The sequence below is a fragment of the Castellaniella sp. S9 genome (assembly GCF_027257175.1).
In the GTDB taxonomy this organism is placed as follows: Bacteria; Pseudomonadota; Gammaproteobacteria; order Burkholderiales; family Burkholderiaceae_B; genus Castellaniella.
In genome coordinates this window covers 151,690-167,920 of the sequence record NZ_JAPFGD010000009.1, presented here as the reverse complement: position 1 = coordinate 167,920, position 16,231 = coordinate 151,690, and the positions used below count along the sequence as shown (strand labels likewise).

Below are 16,231 nucleotides of genomic sequence, written 5' to 3'. Positions count from 1 at the left end.
TTCTGGCTCACACTGTCACATAATCGAACGTATATGTGACAGGTACGACATGCTGATAGGCTACATGCGGGTATCGAAGGCGGACGGCTCCCAGGCTACCGATTTGCAGCGCGACGCGCTGATTGCCGCCGGGGTCGATCCAGTACATCTTTACGAGGACCAGGCATCCGGCATGCGCGAGGATCGGCCCGGCTTGACGAGCTGCCTGAAGGCGTTGCGAACTGGCGACACACTGGTCGTGTGGAAACTGGATCGGCTCGGACGCGACCTGCGACATCTCATCAACACCGTGCACGACCTGACTGGGCGCGGCATCGGCTTGAAGGTATTAACCGGGCACGGCGCGGCCATCGACACCACGACCGCCGCCGGCAAGCTGGTCTTTGGCATCTTCGCCGCCCTGGCCGAGTTCGAGCGCGAGTTGATCGCGGAGCGCACGATTGCCGGCCTAGCCTCGGCCCGCGCGCGCGGGCGGAAAGGCGGCCGGCCGTTCAAGATGACCGCCGCCAAGCTGCGGCTGGCGATGGCGGCAATGGGTCAGCCAGAGACCAAGGTCGGCGACCTGTGCCAGGAACTTGGCGTCACGCGGCAGACCCTGTATCGGCATGTTTCACCCAAGGGTGAGCTACGTCCAGATGGCGAGAAGCTACTCAGCCGAATTTGATGCCGGCATGAGGCAACGTAGCGACAGCGTGGTTTGTCTCAATGGGAAGCGCTCATGATCGATCTTTGAAGGCCCGCAGCAGTCGTGTCACAGACAGGACGAACAAACCGGTCAGCGTGAGGGCTGCGATACCCCAGTACTCTCCGATGAACGCGCCGGCCGTCGTGCCGGCCAGCACAATGGCGAGAATCGGCAAATGGCAGGGACAGGTGAGCACGGCCAGCGCGCCCCACAGGTAGCCGGTGATCGGTTTGTGCGTCTCGGACGGCAAGCGCTCGGGGCTGTTCATGGCAGACTCTCCGCGTGCTGTGCCGGCTCGGTCGGCATGGTGGCCAACTGCACCTCCAGATCGGCCAACGCTTCGCGCCGACGCTCGACGAACTGGCGCAGAACGGCAAGCTGCGCGGCCGCTTCATCGCCGTCCGCAGCATCCAGCGCCCGGCACAGCCGCGCCAGCGCGTCCAGGCCGATGCCCGCCTCGAAGGCCGCCCGCACGAAGCACAGCCGTTGCAAGGCGGCATCATCGAACAGGCCATAGCCGCCCGGGGTGCACGCCACCGGACGCAGCAATCCGCGCAGCAGGTAGTCGCGCACGATATGCACGCTCACCCCGGCATCAAGGGCCAGCCGGGACACGGTGTAGGCGCTCATTGAAAACCTCCTTTTTTTATCCAGCGCAGCAGGAAAGCTGCTTCACGTCCTTGTTGAAGGTCTGCGCCGCAAGCTTCAACCCCTCGACCATTGTCAGGTAGGGGAACAACTGGTCGGCCAGTTCCTGCACCGTCATGCGGTTGCGGATGGCGAGCACCGCCGTCTGGATCAGTTCGCCCGCTTCCGGGGCCACCGCCTGCACGCCGATGAGCCGTCCGCTACCTTCCTCGATGACCAGCTTGATGAAGCCGCGTGTGTCGAAGTTGGCAAGCGCTCGCGGAACGTTGTCGAGTGTCAGCGTGCGACTGTCGGTCTCGATGCCATCGTGGTGCGCTTCCGCCTCGCTGTAGCCCACGGTGGCGACTTGCGGGTCGGTGAACACCACTGCCGGCATCGCGGTCAGATTGAGGGCTGCGTCGCCGCCGGTCATGTTGATCGCGGCACGGGTGCCGGCGGCCGCTGCCACGTAGACGAACTGCGGCTGGTCGGTGCAGTCGCCGGCCGCGTAGATGTTCGGGTTGCTCGTGCGCATGCCTTGGTCGATAACGATGGCCCCTTGCGCATTGACAGTGACCCCCGCCGCGTCCAGCGCGAGGCTGCGCGTATTCGGTGCCCGACCGGTGGCAACCAGCAACTTGTCAGCGCGCAATTCACCGTGTCCGGTGGTCAGCACGAATTCGCCGTTCACATGGGCGACCTGGCTGGCTTGCGTGTGCTCCAGCACCTCGATGCCCTCGGCGCGGAAAGCGGCTGTCACGGCCTCGCCGATGGCCGGGTCTTCCCGGAAGAACAAGGTGCTGCGTGCCAGGATCGTGACCTGGCTGCCGAGCCGGGCAAAGGCTTGCGCCAGTTCCAACGCCACCACCGACGAACCGATCACGGCCAGGCGTGCGGGAATGGTGTCGCTGACAAGCGCTTCGGTGGAAGTCCAGTAGGGTGACTCTTTCAGGCCCGGAATCGGCGGCACGGCCGGACTGGCACCGGTGGCGACCAGGCAGCGGTCGAACGTTACCTCGCGCTCGCCACCCTCGTTCAAACGGACGACCAGGCTCTGGTCGTCCTTGAAACGCGCTTCACCGTGCAAAACGGTGATGGCTGGATTGCCGTCCAGGATGCCTTCGTATTTGGCGTGCCGCAGTTCATCGACACGGGCCTGCTGCTGGGCCAGCAGTTTGCTGCGGTCAATCGCAGGCACAGTTGCCGCAATACCGCCGTCGAACGGACTTTCCCGGCGCAGATGGGCAATATGGGCAGCGCGGATCATGATCTTGGACGGCACACAGCCGATATTGACGCAGGTGCCGCCGATGGTGCCGCGTTCGATCAGCGTGACCGTCGCGCCTTGCTCGACGGCCTTCAGCGCCGCCGCCATCGCGGCCCCGCCGCTGCCAATGATGGCGATATGCAAACCGGCGCCCTCAAGTGCATCACGGATTTTTGGTTCATCTTTGAAATCACCAACCCGGATCAAGCCTTGATAACCCAATGCGGCGATGGCGGCCAGCAGTTGGTTGTGGCTCACGGCGGTGTCTGCCATGACTTGCGCGCGGCTTTCTGGATAGGACACCACAGCGGCATTCACGCCGGGAATCTTTTCCAAAGCATCTTTGACATGGGTGGCGCAGGATGTGCAGGTCATGCCATTCACGGTGATTTCGGTCATTTTTTTACTCCATTGAATTTCGGGGTGCAGCAGGCATCGGCTTGGCGTTTTCGTTGGATGGCGTAGATGGTCAAGCCGATGAAAATCGCCAGCGCAGGCAGCAGCACATAGTCCAGATAGCCGGTCAGCGCGGACAAGCCGACCACACCGAGCAAAATGACCAGAACAGGGGTGAAGCAACACAGCGCCACGAGGGTTGTGCCAATGATGCTGACCCGCAGCAGTGTCTTCGGGTCTTTCATGATCAGTTCTTGACTGATGATGGGTAGCCCGCATCCTCGGTAGCCTTGGTCAGTTTCTGCACGCTGGTCTTGGCATCATCGAAGGTGACCACCGCTTCGCGCGTCTCGAAGGTCACGTCAACTTTACTGACGCCATCGACCTTGGAAATCGCCTTCTTGACAGTGATCGGACAGGCCGAGCAGGTCATGCCCGGTACGGACAGCGTAACGGTCTGGGTGGCGGCCCACACGGGGGCAACAACGGCAGCGAGGGCAAGGGCGGAAAGCAGCTTTTTCATGGTGAACTCCTGTGATCAATAGAAAAATGGCACGACGTAGGGAAATCCGAGCGCGACCAAAACCAGCACGGCCACGCCCCAGAAAATGAGCTTGTAAGTAGCTCGCACTTGGGGAATCGCGCAAACCTCACCCGGTTTGCAGGCGGCTGACGGCCGGTAGATGCGCCGCCAGGCGAAGAACAACGCCACCAGCGCCACGCCGATAAAGATGGGGCGATAGGGTTCCAACACCGTCAAGTTGCCGATCCAAGCGCCGCTGAACCCCAAGGCGATCAGAACCAGCGGCCCGAGGCAGCAAGCCGAGGCGAGGATGGCGGCCAGCCCGCCAGTGAAGAGCGCGCCGCGCCCGTTTTGAGGTTCAGACATGCGTTTGTCCTTTCGAATCTGAATTGGATAGCTTAAGCTTACTTCCGTAGTTATGTACGGAGTCAAGCGATATGGAAAACAATTTGGAGAACCTGACCATTGGCGTTTTCGCCAGGACGGCCGGGGTCAATGTGGAGACCATCCGGTTCTATCAGCGCAAGGGCTTGCTCCCGGAACCGGACAAGCCTTACGGCAGCATTCGCCGCTATGGCGAGACGGATGTAACGCGGGTGCGCTTCGTGAAATCAGCCCAGCGGTTGGGCTTCAGCCTGGATGAGATCGCCGAGCTGCTGCGGCTGGAGGATGGCACCCATTGCGAGGAAGCCAGCAGCCTGGCCGAGCACAAGCTCAAGGACGTGCGCGAGAGGATGGCCGATTTGGCGCGCATGGAGGCTGTGCTGTCTGACCTGGTGTGCGCCTGCCATTCGCGGCAGGGGAATGTTTCGTGTCCGCTGATTGCGTCGTTGCAAGGTGGAACGAGCTTGGCAGGGGCTTCCACAGCTTAGCGTGCTTTATTTTCCGTTTTCTGAGACGACCACAGATCAGAAAAGACTGTGCAGCCGACTCTTGATATTCCGTGCAGTCACCTTCTGAAAATGACAGTTGAGCACAAACAACGTCAGAGTAGAGTGTAAATTTATATTTATTGACACATTCAGCCAAGGGTAATAGATTTCATCCTGACATTTTTACCTTTGGAGGCATCTTGCAAGGTCAACGTATCGGCTACGTCCGCGTCAGCAGCTTCGACCAGAACCCTGATCGACAACTGGAACAAACTGAAGTTGGCAAGGTATTCACCGACAAGGCTTCAGGCAAGGACACACAACGTCCCGAACTTGAAAGGCTGCTGGCCTTCGTCCGCGAGGGCGACACCGTGGTGGTGCACAGCATGGACAGGCTGGCCCGCAACCTTGATGACCTGCGCCGCATCGTTCAGGGGTTGACACAACGAGGCGTGCGCATGGAGTTCGTCAAAGAAGGGTTGACGTTCACCGGCGAGGACTCGCCGATGGCCAATTTAATGCTGTCGGTCATGGGGGCCTTTGCGGAATTCGAGCGCGTCCTGATCCGCGAACGTCAGCGCGAGGGAATCGTACTTGCCAAGCAGCGCGGGGCCTATCGAGGACGAAAGAAATCGCTGAACAGCGAACAAATTGCCGAGTTAAAACGGAGAGTCGCGGCAGGCGATCAAAAAACCTTGGTGGCTCGTGACTTCGGCATCAGCCGCGAAACTTTGTACCAGTACCTGCGGGAAGACTGACCATGCCGCGCCGCTCAATCCTGTCCGCCACTGAGCGCGAAAGCCTGCTGGTATTGCCCGATACCAAAGACGAACTGATCCGGCACTACACGTTCAACGAAAACGACCTGTCGGTGATCCGTCAGCGTCGCGGCGCTGCGAATCGATTGGGCTTCGCGGTGCAGCTTTGCTACTTGCGATTCCCTGGTATCTTCTTGGGCGTCGATGAGCCTCCGTTTCCGCCCTTGTTGCGCATGGTGGCCGCGCAACTCAAGGTGCCAGTGGAAAGTTGGAACGAGTACGGCCAGCGCGAGCAGACACGTCGGGAGCACTTGGTCGAGCTGCAAACGGTGTTTGGGTTCAAGCCCTTCACCATGAGCCACTACCGACAAGCCGTGCATACATTGACCGAGTTGGCCTTGCAGACCGATAAAGGGATTGTGCTGGCCAGCACCCTTGTCGAAAACCTGCGCCGGCAGAGCATCATCCTACCCGCCATGAATGCCATCGAGCGCGCAAGTGCCGAGGCCATCACCCGTGCCAACCGGCGTATTTACGCGGCGCTAACCGATTCTTTGTTATCACCCCACCGTCAGCGCCTGGACGAACTTCTCAAGCACAAGGACGGCAGCAAAGTGACGTGGCTGGCATGGCTGCGCCAGTCTCCCGCCAAGCCGAATTCGCGTCACATGCTGGAACACATCGAGCGCCTCAAAGCCTGGCAGGCACTCGACCTACCTGCTGGCATCGAGCGGCAGGTTCACCAGAACCGCTTGCTCAAAATCGCCCGCGAGGGTGGCCAGATGACGCCCGCCGATCTGGCTAAATTCGAGCCACAGCGGCGTTACGCCACCTTGGTAGCACTGGCCATCGAGGGCATGGCCACCGTCACTGATGAAATCATCGACCTTCACGACCGCATCATCGGCAAGCTGTTCAATGCGGCCAAAAACAAGCATCAACAGCAGTTCCAGGCTTCCGGCAAGGCGATCAACGACAAGGTGCGGATGTATGGCCGCATCGGTCAGGCGCTGATTGAGGCCAAACAAAGCGGCGGCGATCCGTTCGCCGCCATCGAAGCGGTCATGCCGTGGGACACCTTCGCCGCCAGCGTCACCGAGGCGCAAACACTGGCGCGGCCTGCGGATTTTGACTTCCTGCACCACATCGGCGAGAGTTACGCCACGCTGCGCCGCTATGCGCCGCAGTTCCTGGACGTGCTCAAACTGCGGGCCGCGCCCGCCGCCAAGGGTGTGCTCGATGCCATCGACGTGCTGCGCGCCATGAACAGTGACAGCGCGCGCAAGGTGCCCGCCGATGCGCCAACCGCATTCATCAAGCCGCGCTGGGCAAAGTTGGTTCTGACCGACGATGGTATTGACCGGCGTTACTACGAGTTATGCGCCTTGTCGGAGCTGAAGAACGCACTGCGCTCTGGTGATGTTTGGGTGCAGGGTTCGCGCCAGTTCAAGGACTTCGACGAATACCTGGTGCCGGTCGAGAAGTTCGCCACTTTGAAGCTGGCCAGCGAATTGCCGCTGGCAGTGACGACCGACTGCGACCAATATCTGCATGACCGACTGGAATTGTTGGAGGCGCAACTCGCCACAGTCAACCGGATGGCGGCGGCCAACGACTTGCCGGACGCCATCATCACCACCGCATCGGGCCTGAAGATCACGCCGCTGGACGCGGCAGTGCCAGACGCCGCGCAGGCCATGATCGACCAGACAGCTATGCTGCTGCCGCACCTCAAAATCACCGAGTTGCTGATGGAGGTCGATGAATGGACTGGCTTCACGCGCCACTTCACACACCTGAAGACCGGTGACACGGCCAAGGACAAAACCTTGCTGTTGACAACGATCCTGGCCGACGCGATCAACCTGGGGCTGACCAAAATGGCCGAGTCCTGCCCTGGCACCACCTATGCCAAACTGTCTTGGCTGCAAGCCTGGCACATCCGCGATGAAACTTATTCGACGGCGCTGGCCGAGTTGGTGAACGCGCAGTTTCGGCAACCCTTCGCCGGAAACTGGGGTGACGGCACCACGTCATCGTCGGACGGCCAGAACTTCAGAACCGGCAGCAAAGCAGAAAGCACTGGTCATATCAACCCGAAGTATGGAAGCAGCCCAGGACGGACTTTCTACACCCATATCTCCGACCAGTACGCGCCCTTCAGCGCCAAGGTGGTCAACGTGGGCATTCGTGATTCAACTTACGTGCTTGATGGCCTGCTGTACCACGAGTCGGACTTGCGCATCGAGGAACACTACACCGACACGGCAGGCTTCACCGATCACGTTTTTGGCTTGATGCATTTGCTGGGATTTCGCTTCGCGCCGCGTATCCGTGACCTGGGCGACACCAAGCTATTCATCCCCAAGGGCGATGCCGCCTATGACGCGCTCAAGCCGATGATCAGCAGCGACAGGCTGAACATCAAGCAAATACGCGCCCATTGGGACGAAATTCTGCGCCTGGCCACCTCCATCAAGCAAGGCACGGTAACGGCTTCGCTGATGCTGCGCAAACTCGGCAGCTACCCACGCCAGAACGGTTTGGCCGTGGCGTTGCGCGAGCTGGGGCGCATCGAGCGCACGCTGTTCATTCTGGATTGGCTGCAAAGCGTGGAGCTGCGCCGCCGCGTCCATGCGGGGCTGAATAAGGGCGAGGCGCGCAACGCGCTTGCCAGGGCGGTCTTCTTCTACCGATTGGGTGAAATCCGCGACCGTAGTTTTGAGCAGCAGCGCTACCGGGCCAGCGGCCTCAATCTGGTGACGGCGGCCATCGTGTTGTGGAACACGGTCTATCTGGAGCGTGCCACCAGTGCTTTGCGTGTCAACGGCACGGCGCTGGACGACACGTTGTTGCAATATCTGTCGCCGCTGGGGTGGGAGCACATCAACCTGACCGGCGATTACCTATGGCGCAGCAGCGCCAAGGTCGGTGCGGGGAAGTTCAGGCCATTGCGACCGCTGCCACCGGCTTAGCGTGCTTTATTTTCCGTTTTCTGAGACGACCCCTTGAAGGCCAGAATAGTCGGGGTTGGTATGGGGCGGTGGCGCTTCGGCGTCTTGTTACCAGCCGCAAGGGCCGCTTCACATGGCGTACGCCGATGGAAAATCCGTATATTCTGCGCGACGAGGTACGAAATACTATCGAGTCGCGCTACGTCGATGTCGCCTTTGCTATGAGCAACGCTTAGATGGAGAGCCGGATGCGCTGAAAGGTGCACGTCCGGTTCGGAGAGGAGAGGCAGGGAAATAGTTCGACTACGCCCTGCCTCTTACTCTACTCCGAACCCACGAGAGTTGGATCTACCTGGCGGTCGTCCTGGACCTGTTCTCGCGCCAGATCGTCGGCTGGGCGACGCAGGGCCACATGCAGGCCGACCTGGTTCTTCAGGCGCTGACGTCGGCGGTTTGGCGTCGCAAGCCGGAACCCGGCCTGATGCTGCACTCGGACCAGGGCAGCCAGTTCACCGGCGGCGACTGGCAGGCATTCCTCAAAGCCCATGGCATCGTTTGCAGCATGAGCCGCCGGGGAAACTGTCACGACAACGCGGTCGCCGAGAGCTTCTTCCAGCTGCTGAAGAGGGAGCGGATCCGTCGCAAGATCTATCTGACCCGGGCCGCGGCCCGGAGTGATCTGTTCGACTACATCGAGATGTTCTACAACCCCCGCCGCCGCCATGGCTCCAACGGAGGCTTGTCTCCGGTAGAGTTTGAAAGGCGGTCGGGACATTCAGGCCAGTAGGTGTCTACGAAACCCGGGGCGATTCACGGCGACGTCGACCATGGCATACATTAGGACGTAAATGGCCACGAAGGACACCAGCAGCATGACGGCCAATCTGAGGTAACCATTTGCGTGCCCTGCACCGCCACTGGACTGGCCGACGGAATGTGCCGCCGGATGCGCTTTCGCGTGCGGTTTACTTCCCTCGTGCTCCATGAGCGTCGTATAGGAAGTTCAACCGCCCTTTTTGGCGAGTCTGGCGGGTAGGAAGCGGCCACGCAAGCGCCGCTTTGGGCACAGATCGGGCACAGATCGGGGGTTCATGCGTGGGTTTTCGACATCGCGGGGCCACGCAGCGGCTCAGTGCGTAGCCATTTCTCACCGAATCCCGGCACAGGGCCGAGCGCAGCCCTGCGGGGTCGTGGCCGCATCGGATCGGACTCTGGCTTGGCTGCCGGCTGTGTGGCCGGCACCTCGTCACGCGGCCGGCGGCGGCGCGCGCGCCGCGGGCCGGTAGTGCGCTTCTTCCCGCGCACCGTGCTTCTCGAAGTGGGCCAGGATGGCGCGGATGGCGGTGGGTTCCTCGATGCTGGCGACGATCCGTACCGCGCCGCCGCAGTGGGCGCAGGTGGTGACGTCGATGGAAAAGACCCGCTTGAGCCGTTGCGCCCAGCTCATCGCACGGCGCTTCTGCTCGGGGCTGCGCGGCTCGTCGTGGGCGCTTGCGTCAACCGGCGCCGCATCGCCCGCAGGCCGCCTGCCGCGCCCCGAGGGCGTCAGCTGCGCACGCAGGTTTGCATTCGGGGCGAATACGCCGTGGAAGCGGGTGAGATGCGCGCGAGGTGGCGGGACCAGTGCCGCCAGCTTGGCGATAAAGTCCACCGCATCCCATTCGACATGCGTGGTCCCATTTCGCCACGGCGTCTTGAGCTGATACCGCACCCTACCCTGCGGTGAGATCGACAGCCGCTGCTCGCTGATCGCCGGGCGCGTGATGTAGGCGCCTTTTCGCGTACCGAACAGGTGTTGAACAGAATAACGTCGGCTTCTTCGGGGTTCTGGGTAATTTCCAGGCCACGATCGCCGCGCAGCACGTCGGCCATTTTGTCGGAATCGTATTCGTTCATCTGGCAACCAAAGGTTTTGATGAACAATTTGCGTGGGCCGGCGGCGTTGTCGGATTTGGGCAGGTTAATGCGTTTGAGGGGAGTTTCTTGCATGGTTTTAGCCGTGACGGGTGTTTATCCCGGGGGCATGAATAGTGGAAAACCCTTCATTTTAACGCGCGCCGGATCTTTTGACCCGACGACGCAGACTAAACCTTTATCCATAGCCCGTTTATGCCCGCGACGAGGTCGTTGTGCGGGCGTAAAGTGCCTATAATGGGACTCGATACTTAAGGAAATAAGCCAATAACACCAGGATATATTGGTGTGGTTCCCGGCTATTTCTGGTTTACACAAGGAGGTTGTCATGTCTGAACAAATCAATGTGCCGCGTCGTCGTGTCATGGCTGCAGCAGGGGCTGCAGCTGCGTGGGTGGGGGTTGGTGGGGTGGCGCGCGCCGACTCCACCGAACCGGCCTCGCAATCCAATCCCGGCCCGGTGTCGGCGGCCAAGCCACTGCCCGATTACGCCAAATGGAAAAACGCCGATAGCCTTATCGTGCATAGCGCCAACACCATCGAAACGCGTCGCGATGCGTTTGGTAGCAGTGTGGTCACTCCGCTCGACCGCCTGTTTATTCGTAACAACGTCAATCCCCCATCAGAATCGATCATGGCCGATCCCGACGGGTGGGCGCTTGAAGTGAACGGTGTAGGCAAGCCAACGACACTGACCGTAGCCCAGTTGAAAACGCTGGGGTTGCAGGCCCTGCCCATGGTGCTGCAGTGTTCGGGCAATGGCCGTGCGTACTTTCAGCACAAGCCCAGCGGCACGCAATGGCAGGTTGGGGCGGCCGGTTGCGTCATTTTTACCGGTGTACCCGTAGCCGCCGTTGTCGAGGCTTTGGGCGGCGTGGCCGACGGCATGGTCTACATGACAGGCACAGGCGGTGAAGAAATCCCCGCCGGGCTCGACCCTAACACCGTACGCGTCGAACGCTCGGTGCCCCTCGAAGCCATGAAAGACGCTATTTTGGCCTGGGAAATCAATGGCGAGCCCTTGCCATTGGCGCACGGCGGCCCATTGCGTCTTATTGTGCCCGGCTACACCGGCGTAAATAACGTCAAGTATTTAAAGCAACTGGCTTTTACCAAAGAGCAGTCGCAGGCCAGCATTCAGCAAAACAGCTACCGTATGACCGATATTGGTGTCAAAGGCGGCCCACAGTTTCCAGCCGTCTGGGAAATGCCGCCCAAGTCATGGGTCACGTTGCCGTCCGACCCTGCCAAGCCCATTAAGGCAGGTAAGGTCGTCATTACCGGTTTGGCTATGGGCGGTGTCGATGCCGCCACCAAAATCGAGGTTTCAGTTAATGGCGGTAAAGATTGGCAAGAGGCGCAGTTTGTTGGGCCCGACCTGGGTAAATACGCCTGGCGTCAGTTTGCCCTTACGGCAGACTTAAAACCGGGCAGCTACAATATAGCCAGCCGCACCACCAACGCCAAGGGCGAAGCACAACCGGCCGACCGCGTTGAAAACAATCGTGGCTACAACAACAACAGCTGGCGCGACCACATGGTCGCTATCAAGGTCGTTTAACAAGGAAACACAATGAAATTTGCAGCATTAGTTGCCGCTGCTGCGTTGTCCATGGCAGGCGCGCCTGCCATGGCCGACGATGCGCAGTTGGCTCGTGGTAAAGAACTCTTCATGAGCAAGGCTGTACCGGCCTGTGCAGTTTGTCATACGTTGGCCGATGCCGGCGCCAAGGGTGCCATCGGCCCTAACCTCGACGAGCTTAAGCCCGACGCAGCCCGTATCATGAAAGTGCTTAAAGAGGGCATGGGTGCTATGCCGTCGTTTGCAGCAACGCTTAACGCCGCCGACATGGAAGCCGTTACAGCCTACGTGGTGCATGCTACTTCCAAGTAAGCCTGCCCTGAAACGGCAATAAAAAAAATGCCCCGGTTTTTTGTTAACCGGGGGTATTGCTAGGATGGTGCTTTGGGTATTGCTACCCGCATGGTGCATCAGGTGGCAAGGTCGTGTGCAGCGGTACGCTAAAACACGTGGCCGACAAAAAAATCAGCCTTCTTCGATTTCTGCTGCAGGGTCGTCTTTTTTAACTGGCTTGACCAGGTCTTCGCGTTTGACGCCCAGCCACATGGCAATGGCCGCTGCCACGAAAACCGACGAATAAATACCGAACCAGATCCCGATGGTGAGCGCCAGTGCGAAATAGTGCAGGGTGGGGCCACCGAAAATCAGCATGGAAATCACCATGATTTGCGTGGAGCCATGGGTAATGACGGTTCGGGAAATGGTTTGCGTGATGGCTCCGTCAATGACTTCGCTAACAGACGCTTTGCGTTGTTTGCGGTCGTATAGGAAGTTCAACCGCCCTTTTTGGCGAGTCTGGCGGGTAGGAAGCGGCCACGCAAGCGCCGCTTTGGGCACAGATCGGGCACAGATCGGGGGTTCATGCGTGGGTTTTCGACATCGCGGGGCCACGCAGCGGCTCAGTGCGTAGCCATTTCTCACCGAATCCCGGCACAGGGCCGAGCGCAGCCCTGCGGGGTCGTGGCCGCATCGGATCGGACTCTGGCTTGGCTGCCGGCTGTGTGGCCGGCACCTCGTCACGCGGCCGGCGGCGGCGCGCGCGCCGCGGGCCGGTAGTGCGCTTCTTCCCGCGCACCGTGCTTCTCGAAGTGGGCCAGGATGGCGCGGATGGCGGTGGGTTCCTCGATGCTGGCGACGATCCGTACCGCGCCGCCGCAGTGGGCGCAGGTGGTGACGTCGATGGAAAAGACCCGCTTGAGCCGTTGCGCCCAGCTCATCGCACGGCGCTTCTGCTCGGGGCTGCGCGGCTCGTCGTGGGCGCTTGCGTCAACCGGCGCCGCATCGCCCGCAGGCCGCCTGCCGCGCCCCGAGGGCGTCAGCTGCGCACGCAGGTTTGCATTCGGGGCGAATACGCCGTGGAAGCGGGTGAGATGCGCGCGAGGTGGCGGGACCAGTGCCGCCAGCTTGGCGATAAAGTCCACCGCATCCCATTCGACATGCGTGGTCCCATTTCGCCACGGCGTCTTGAGCTGATACCGCACCCTACCCTGCGGTGAGATCGACAGCCGCTGCTCGCTGATCGCCGGGCGCGTGATGTAGCGGCACAGCTTTTCGAGCTTGTGGCTTTCGTGTGCTTCCGCGGCCACGCCGGCATGCAGCGAGAAGCCGCCGACCTTGCCGGCATCGCCCTCCAGCGAGCCTGCGTCACCGGGCAATGTTTGCAGCGTGACGACCTTGCGGCCAGCGTCGCGACCGGTGGCGATGCGGTAGGTCATCGAACTCATCCGCAGCCCATCCATGCCGTCGTCGCTACCCGCGCTGTCGGACAGGAACACGGATTCGTCTTCGCCTTCGAGCCAGCCGCGGCGCGACAGGTGCCGGCACACGCGATGCGCGATGGTGTTGGCGAGCTGCGTCAGTTGCGCAGAGGTGGGGGCACGGGCGCGGCGCAGGCGCGGCTTGCGCCGCGGGGGCTCGACGTTCGCGTCGTACACGCCGTCGAGCCACAGCATGTGGAAGTGAACATTCAGGTTCAGCGCGCTGCCGAAGCGCTGGATCAGCGTTACCGCGCCGCATTGCGCCGTATCCCGCGGCACGCCGGCCTGATCGGCAAGCCAACCGGCGATCACACGATGCACGATGCCCAGCACCGGGCTGATGGCATCCGGTTTGCCGGCGAACAGGAAGCGCAACGGGTAGGGGAAACTCAGCACCCATTGCCGCACCGGCCGCGGGCCGAACACCTCGTCCACCAGATGCCGCGCCGACTCGGCCATGCGCCGCGCGCCGCAGCTCGGGCACAGCCCGCGCTTCTTGCAGGAATACGCCACCAGCCTCTCGGCACGACAGTGCTCGCAGACCACGCGCAGGAAGCCGTGCTCGAGCACGCCGCAGCGCAGGTAGGTCTCGAACTCCTCGCGCACATACTCGGGCAGCGGGCGGTCTTCTACCTCACGGCGCGCGAGAAAGTCCGGCCAATGCGCCTGCACCAGCGAATACAGCAGCGTGCGCTCGGGACGGTGAGGCGCATAGCGAGCCGTGGGCAGATGCGCTGCCGGCGACGTTGCGTGCGCCACGGCATCCTGCAGCTGCGACACGGTCGCGGCGAAGCGCGGCACGAAACACTCCGGTGCAGGGAATGGCTGCTCAGGCTTGCGCCCGCCCCGAACCATGGTCGCGTTGAGCGGCAACCCACAGGTGCGCGAGGTGGCCGATGACGCCGCGGCGCGGCTGGCTCGCGTGCGCGAACGCCTGGCGGCGGGATGAGGAACGCGGACCGGCGTCAGCGGCTCAGCACCCACTTCGCCAGCGTATCCAGCTCGGCCGGCGTCAGTCCCGGGTACGGCGGCATCGGCACCGTGCCCCACTTGCCGGCGCCGCCCGCGCGGATGTTGGCGGCCACCTGCTGCAGCGCATCGGCCTTGCCGGCGTATTTCGCCGCGACCTCCTTGAACGCAGGGCCCACGACCTTCTGCTCGACGGCGTGACAAGCGGTGCAATTGTTGGCCTTCAGCAGCGCTTCGGGCTGCAGCGACGCAGCGGTAGTGGGGGTTGCCGGTGCAGCGGTCTTCGGGGGCGGCGCGGCGGCCACCATGGCGGGTGCCGGTGTGGCAGCGGTGGTCTGCTCGGCGCCGTAGGTCTTGACGAGGTAGTCGACCATTGCCGGAATGTCCTCGTCGGAGAAGGGCGCACCGAACGGGTGTTTCATCTTCTTCACCGTGGCTTCCCAGTAGCTGCGCGGGGAGGTGGACGGCTGGTACTGCACATATTGCGCCGAATGACAGGTCATGCAGTTCTGCTGCACCAGCCGGTAGCCCGGCAGCTCGCTGGGCTTGTATGCGGCCGTCTCAGCGGGCAGCGTGATGTCCAGCGCGAAAGCGGCAGGCAGCGCGGCCGTCGCCGATATGATCCCCACGAGAACGCGCAGGCAGTAACGTTGTTTTGTGCTCATGCCTGTTCTCCTCATGCCGCGACGACGCGCGTGGTCTCGACGACGTTGCGCATGTAGCCGGCCGGGTTCCACAACGCGGACAGCGGCTGGCTTTGACCGATGCGGTTGACCGCGCGCACCTTCAGTTCATGAGCGCCTCGCTTGCTCGGCTTGAAGGCCACACTCCACTCGCGGAAGGAATACTTGCCCAAATCCTTGCCGAGCCGGGCTTCCGTCCAGGTGTGTCCACCATCGGCGGAGAAGGCGACTTCGGTGATGCCGAAGCCGCCGTCGAAGGCAATGCCGCGCACCACCGTCTCGCGCCCAACGCGCACCTTGTCGCCGTCGCGCAGGCTGGTGATGAACGAGCGCACGTTGAACCGGTTGATAGGCACGGTCTTGGCTGGCGCCTTGCCCGGCTCCACGCAGGCGCAGGCGTTGTCGGGAATGCGGTAGGCCGTACTCATCCAGAACCCGTCGAACGCCTTGTCCAGCACTTGAATGTCGGACAGGTGCTTGACCCAGTAGGTGCCGTAATGGCCGGGAACGATCAGCCGGACCGGATAGCCGTTGAGCATCGGCAGGTCCTCGCCATTCATCGCCCAGGCCAGCATCACCTCGCCGTCGAGCGCGTGGTCGACCGCGAGCGCCTTGACGAAGTCCGGGCTCTCGCCTTGCAGCGGCGGATGGTCCAGGCCATTGAAGCTCACCTGCACGGCACCGGCCTGCACGCCGGCCTTCTCCAACACTTTCTTCAGCGGCACCCCTGTCCAGCGTGCGTTGCCCATCGCGCCATTGGACAGCTGGCCGCCGTTGGCGCGCGGCGTGAAATGCCCGCGGCTGTTGCCGGAGCACTGGTTGACCGCCACCAGCTCCACCGGGTCGGCCAGACGCTTCAGGTCGTCCAGCGACAGCTCCAGCGGCGTGTTGACCTTGCCGCCCACGCGCAGCCGATAGCTTTGCGGATCGATCGAGGTGGGAATGCCGCTCCAGTGGTAGCGCACGAAGAACGCGTCGTTGGGCGTGATGACGCCTTCGTTGAAGACCGAAAACGGCGTCTCCAGCTGCGGCGGCCGGCTGGTCAGCAGGATCAGCGGGCGCTTCTGCGGAAAGGCCACCAACTCGCGCTCGCCATTGTCGAACGGCAACACGACGCGACCCGCAGTCGCCGCAAGCGCCTCGGCGGTCGGACCCATCAGGCCGGCACCGGCGCCGATGGCGCCCAAGGTCTTCAGCACACGGCGGCGCGCAGGCCAGGGGGGGGTGTCGTCACGCTCCATGTT

15 protein-coding genes and 4 pseudogenes are annotated in these 16,231 nt (G+C 62.0%); 7 read left to right on the top strand and 12 right to left on the bottom strand.

Annotation, left to right across the window (positions count from 1 at the left end):
* Positions 1-49: 49 nt before the first annotated feature.
* The gene (locus tag OOZ48_RS15475; protein WP_000904941.1) at positions 50-664 is read left to right on the top strand and encodes a recombinase family protein; all 615 of its coding nucleotides are present in this window, start codon (positions 50-52) and stop codon (positions 662-664) included.
* 52 nt (positions 665-716) lie between these two features.
* Here OOZ48_RS15475 and merE read toward each other — a convergent pair whose 3' ends face one another.
* The 6 genes from merE to merT are packed head-to-tail and all read right to left on the bottom strand — an operon-like array spanning position 717 to position 3,864.
* Positions 717-953, bottom strand: a complete 237-nt coding sequence (gene merE / locus OOZ48_RS15470) for a broad-spectrum mercury transporter MerE (RefSeq protein WP_001087809.1) — start codon at positions 951-953, stop codon at positions 717-719.
* Positions 950-1,315: a mercury resistance co-regulator MerD gene (gene merD, locus OOZ48_RS15465; RefSeq protein ID WP_003465059.1), complete on the bottom strand. Its 366-nt coding sequence runs from the start codon at positions 1,313-1,315 to the stop codon at positions 950-952. Before merD ends, merE begins: the two co-directional genes overlap by 4 nt.
* A gap of 16 nt (positions 1,316-1,331) precedes the next feature.
* Positions 1,332-2,978: a mercury(II) reductase gene (gene merA, locus OOZ48_RS15460; protein ID WP_047351260.1), complete on the bottom strand. Its 1,647-nt coding sequence runs from the start codon at positions 2,976-2,978 to the stop codon at positions 1,332-1,334.
* The gene (gene merF / locus OOZ48_RS15455; RefSeq protein ID WP_000654684.1) at positions 2,975-3,220 is read right to left on the bottom strand and encodes a mercury resistance system transport protein MerF; all 246 of its coding nucleotides are present in this window, start codon (positions 3,218-3,220) and stop codon (positions 2,975-2,977) included. The genes merA and merF overlap by 4 nt, the downstream gene beginning before the upstream one ends.
* A gap of 2 nt (positions 3,221-3,222) precedes the next feature.
* Positions 3,223-3,498 (bottom strand): mercury resistance system periplasmic binding protein MerP, encoded by a 276-nt coding sequence (merP, locus tag OOZ48_RS15450; RefSeq protein WP_000735441.1) that lies wholly within the window; start codon positions 3,496-3,498, stop codon positions 3,223-3,225.
* Positions 3,499-3,513: 15 nt separating this feature from the next.
* A complete protein-coding gene (merT, locus tag OOZ48_RS15445; protein WP_001294667.1) occupies positions 3,514-3,864 on the bottom strand; it encodes a mercuric ion transporter MerT in 351 nt (116 codons plus the stop codon).
* 71 nt (positions 3,865-3,935) lie between these two features.
* Between merT and merR the strand changes: the two genes are divergently transcribed.
* From merR to OOZ48_RS15425, 4 genes and pseudogenes are all read left to right on the top strand, one after another.
* A complete protein-coding gene (merR, locus tag OOZ48_RS15440) occupies positions 3,936-4,370 on the top strand; it encodes an Hg(II)-responsive transcriptional regulator (RefSeq protein WP_036991831.1) in 435 nt (144 codons plus the stop codon).
* A 200-nt stretch (positions 4,371-4,570) separates the two neighbouring features.
* Entirely contained in the window at positions 4,571-5,128 is a 558-nt protein-coding gene (locus OOZ48_RS15435; RefSeq protein WP_269499724.1) for a recombinase family protein, read from the top strand.
* 2 nt (positions 5,129-5,130) lie between these two features.
* A complete protein-coding gene (locus OOZ48_RS15430; protein ID WP_269499723.1) occupies positions 5,131-8,103 on the top strand; it encodes a Tn3 family transposase in 2,973 nt (990 codons plus the stop codon).
* A gap of 295 nt (positions 8,104-8,398) precedes the next feature.
* Positions 8,399-8,869 (top strand): annotated as a pseudogene (locus OOZ48_RS15425) (IS3 family transposase); the annotation flags it as partial.
* A 459-nt stretch (positions 8,870-9,328) separates the two neighbouring features.
* Here the strand turns inward: OOZ48_RS15425 and OOZ48_RS15420 are convergent.
* Both OOZ48_RS15420 and OOZ48_RS15415 read right to left on the bottom strand, forming a co-directional pair.
* Positions 9,329-9,850: pseudogene (locus OOZ48_RS15420) on the bottom strand (transposase); the annotation flags it as partial.
* Between the two features lie 2 nt (positions 9,851-9,852).
* Positions 9,853-10,071, bottom strand: a pseudogene (locus OOZ48_RS15415) (tRNA (N6-isopentenyl adenosine(37)-C2)-methylthiotransferase MiaB); the annotation flags it as partial.
* Between the two features lie 253 nt (positions 10,072-10,324).
* On the opposite strand from OOZ48_RS15415, the gene sorT reads away from it, so the two are divergent.
* Positions 10,325-11,557, top strand: a complete 1,233-nt coding sequence (gene sorT / locus OOZ48_RS15410; protein WP_269499722.1) for a SorT family sulfite dehydrogenase catalytic subunit — start codon at positions 10,325-10,327, stop codon at positions 11,555-11,557.
* 12 nt (positions 11,558-11,569) lie between these two features.
* Positions 11,570-11,890 carry a SorU family sulfite dehydrogenase c-type cytochrome subunit gene (sorU, locus tag OOZ48_RS15405; protein WP_269499721.1) on the top strand — a complete coding sequence of 107 codons (321 nt, stop codon included), beginning with the start codon at positions 11,570-11,572 and terminating at the stop codon, positions 11,888-11,890.
* 153 nt (positions 11,891-12,043) lie between these two features.
* Here sorU and OOZ48_RS15400 read toward each other — a convergent pair.
* The 4 genes and pseudogenes from OOZ48_RS15400 to sorA form a co-directional block, all read right to left on the bottom strand.
* Positions 12,044-12,337: pseudogene (locus tag OOZ48_RS15400) on the bottom strand (protein translocase subunit SecF); the annotation flags it as partial.
* Positions 12,338-12,594: 257 nt separating this feature from the next.
* Positions 12,595-14,094, bottom strand: coding sequence for a transposase (locus OOZ48_RS15395; protein ID WP_332108279.1), 1,500 nt, complete (start codon positions 14,092-14,094; stop codon positions 12,595-12,597).
* Between the two features lie 206 nt (positions 14,095-14,300).
* A complete protein-coding gene (gene sorB / locus OOZ48_RS15390) occupies positions 14,301-14,969 on the bottom strand; it encodes a SorB family sulfite dehydrogenase c-type cytochrome subunit (RefSeq protein WP_221892517.1) in 669 nt (222 codons plus the stop codon).
* Between the two features lie 11 nt (positions 14,970-14,980).
* Positions 14,981-16,228 carry a SorA family sulfite dehydrogenase catalytic subunit gene (gene sorA / locus OOZ48_RS15385; protein ID WP_045785196.1) on the bottom strand — a complete coding sequence of 416 codons (1,248 nt, stop codon included), beginning with the start codon at positions 16,226-16,228 and terminating at the stop codon, positions 14,981-14,983.
* Positions 16,229-16,231: the final 3 nt, after the last annotated feature.

What these genes read in the sequence shown, in the direction of transcription:
- OOZ48_RS15475 (WP_000904941.1), top strand. Translation starts at nt 50, where the DNA reads ATGCTGATAGGCTACATGCGGGTATCGAAGGCGGACGGCTCCCAGGCT.
- merE (WP_001087809.1), bottom strand. Translation starts at nt 953, where the DNA reads ATGAACAGCCCCGAGCGCTTGCCGTCCGAGACGCACAAACCGATCACC.
- merD (WP_003465059.1), bottom strand. Translation starts at nt 1,315, where the DNA reads ATGAGCGCCTACACCGTGTCCCGGCTGGCCCTTGATGCCGGGGTGAGC.
- merA (WP_047351260.1), bottom strand. Translation starts at nt 2,978, where the DNA reads ATGACCGAAATCACCGTGAATGGCATGACCTGCACATCCTGCGCCACC.
- merF (WP_000654684.1), bottom strand. Translation starts at nt 3,220, where the DNA reads ATGAAAGACCCGAAGACACTGCTGCGGGTCAGCATCATTGGCACAACC.
- merP (WP_000735441.1), bottom strand. Translation starts at nt 3,498, where the DNA reads ATGAAAAAGCTGCTTTCCGCCCTTGCCCTCGCTGCCGTTGTTGCCCCC.
- merT (WP_001294667.1), bottom strand. Translation starts at nt 3,864, where the DNA reads ATGTCTGAACCTCAAAACGGGCGCGGCGCGCTCTTCACTGGCGGGCTG.
- merR (WP_036991831.1), top strand. Translation starts at nt 3,936, where the DNA reads ATGGAAAACAATTTGGAGAACCTGACCATTGGCGTTTTCGCCAGGACG.
- OOZ48_RS15430 (WP_269499723.1), top strand. Translation starts at nt 5,131, where the DNA reads ATGCCGCGCCGCTCAATCCTGTCCGCCACTGAGCGCGAAAGCCTGCTG.
- sorT (WP_269499722.1), top strand. Translation starts at nt 10,325, where the DNA reads ATGTCTGAACAAATCAATGTGCCGCGTCGTCGTGTCATGGCTGCAGCA.
- sorU (WP_269499721.1), top strand. Translation starts at nt 11,570, where the DNA reads ATGAAATTTGCAGCATTAGTTGCCGCTGCTGCGTTGTCCATGGCAGGC.
- sorB (WP_221892517.1), bottom strand. Translation starts at nt 14,969, where the DNA reads ATGAGCACAAAACAACGTTACTGCCTGCGCGTTCTCGTGGGGATCATA.
- sorA (WP_045785196.1), bottom strand. Translation starts at nt 16,228, where the DNA reads ATGGAGCGTGACGACACCCCCCCCTGGCCTGCGCGCCGCCGTGTGCTG.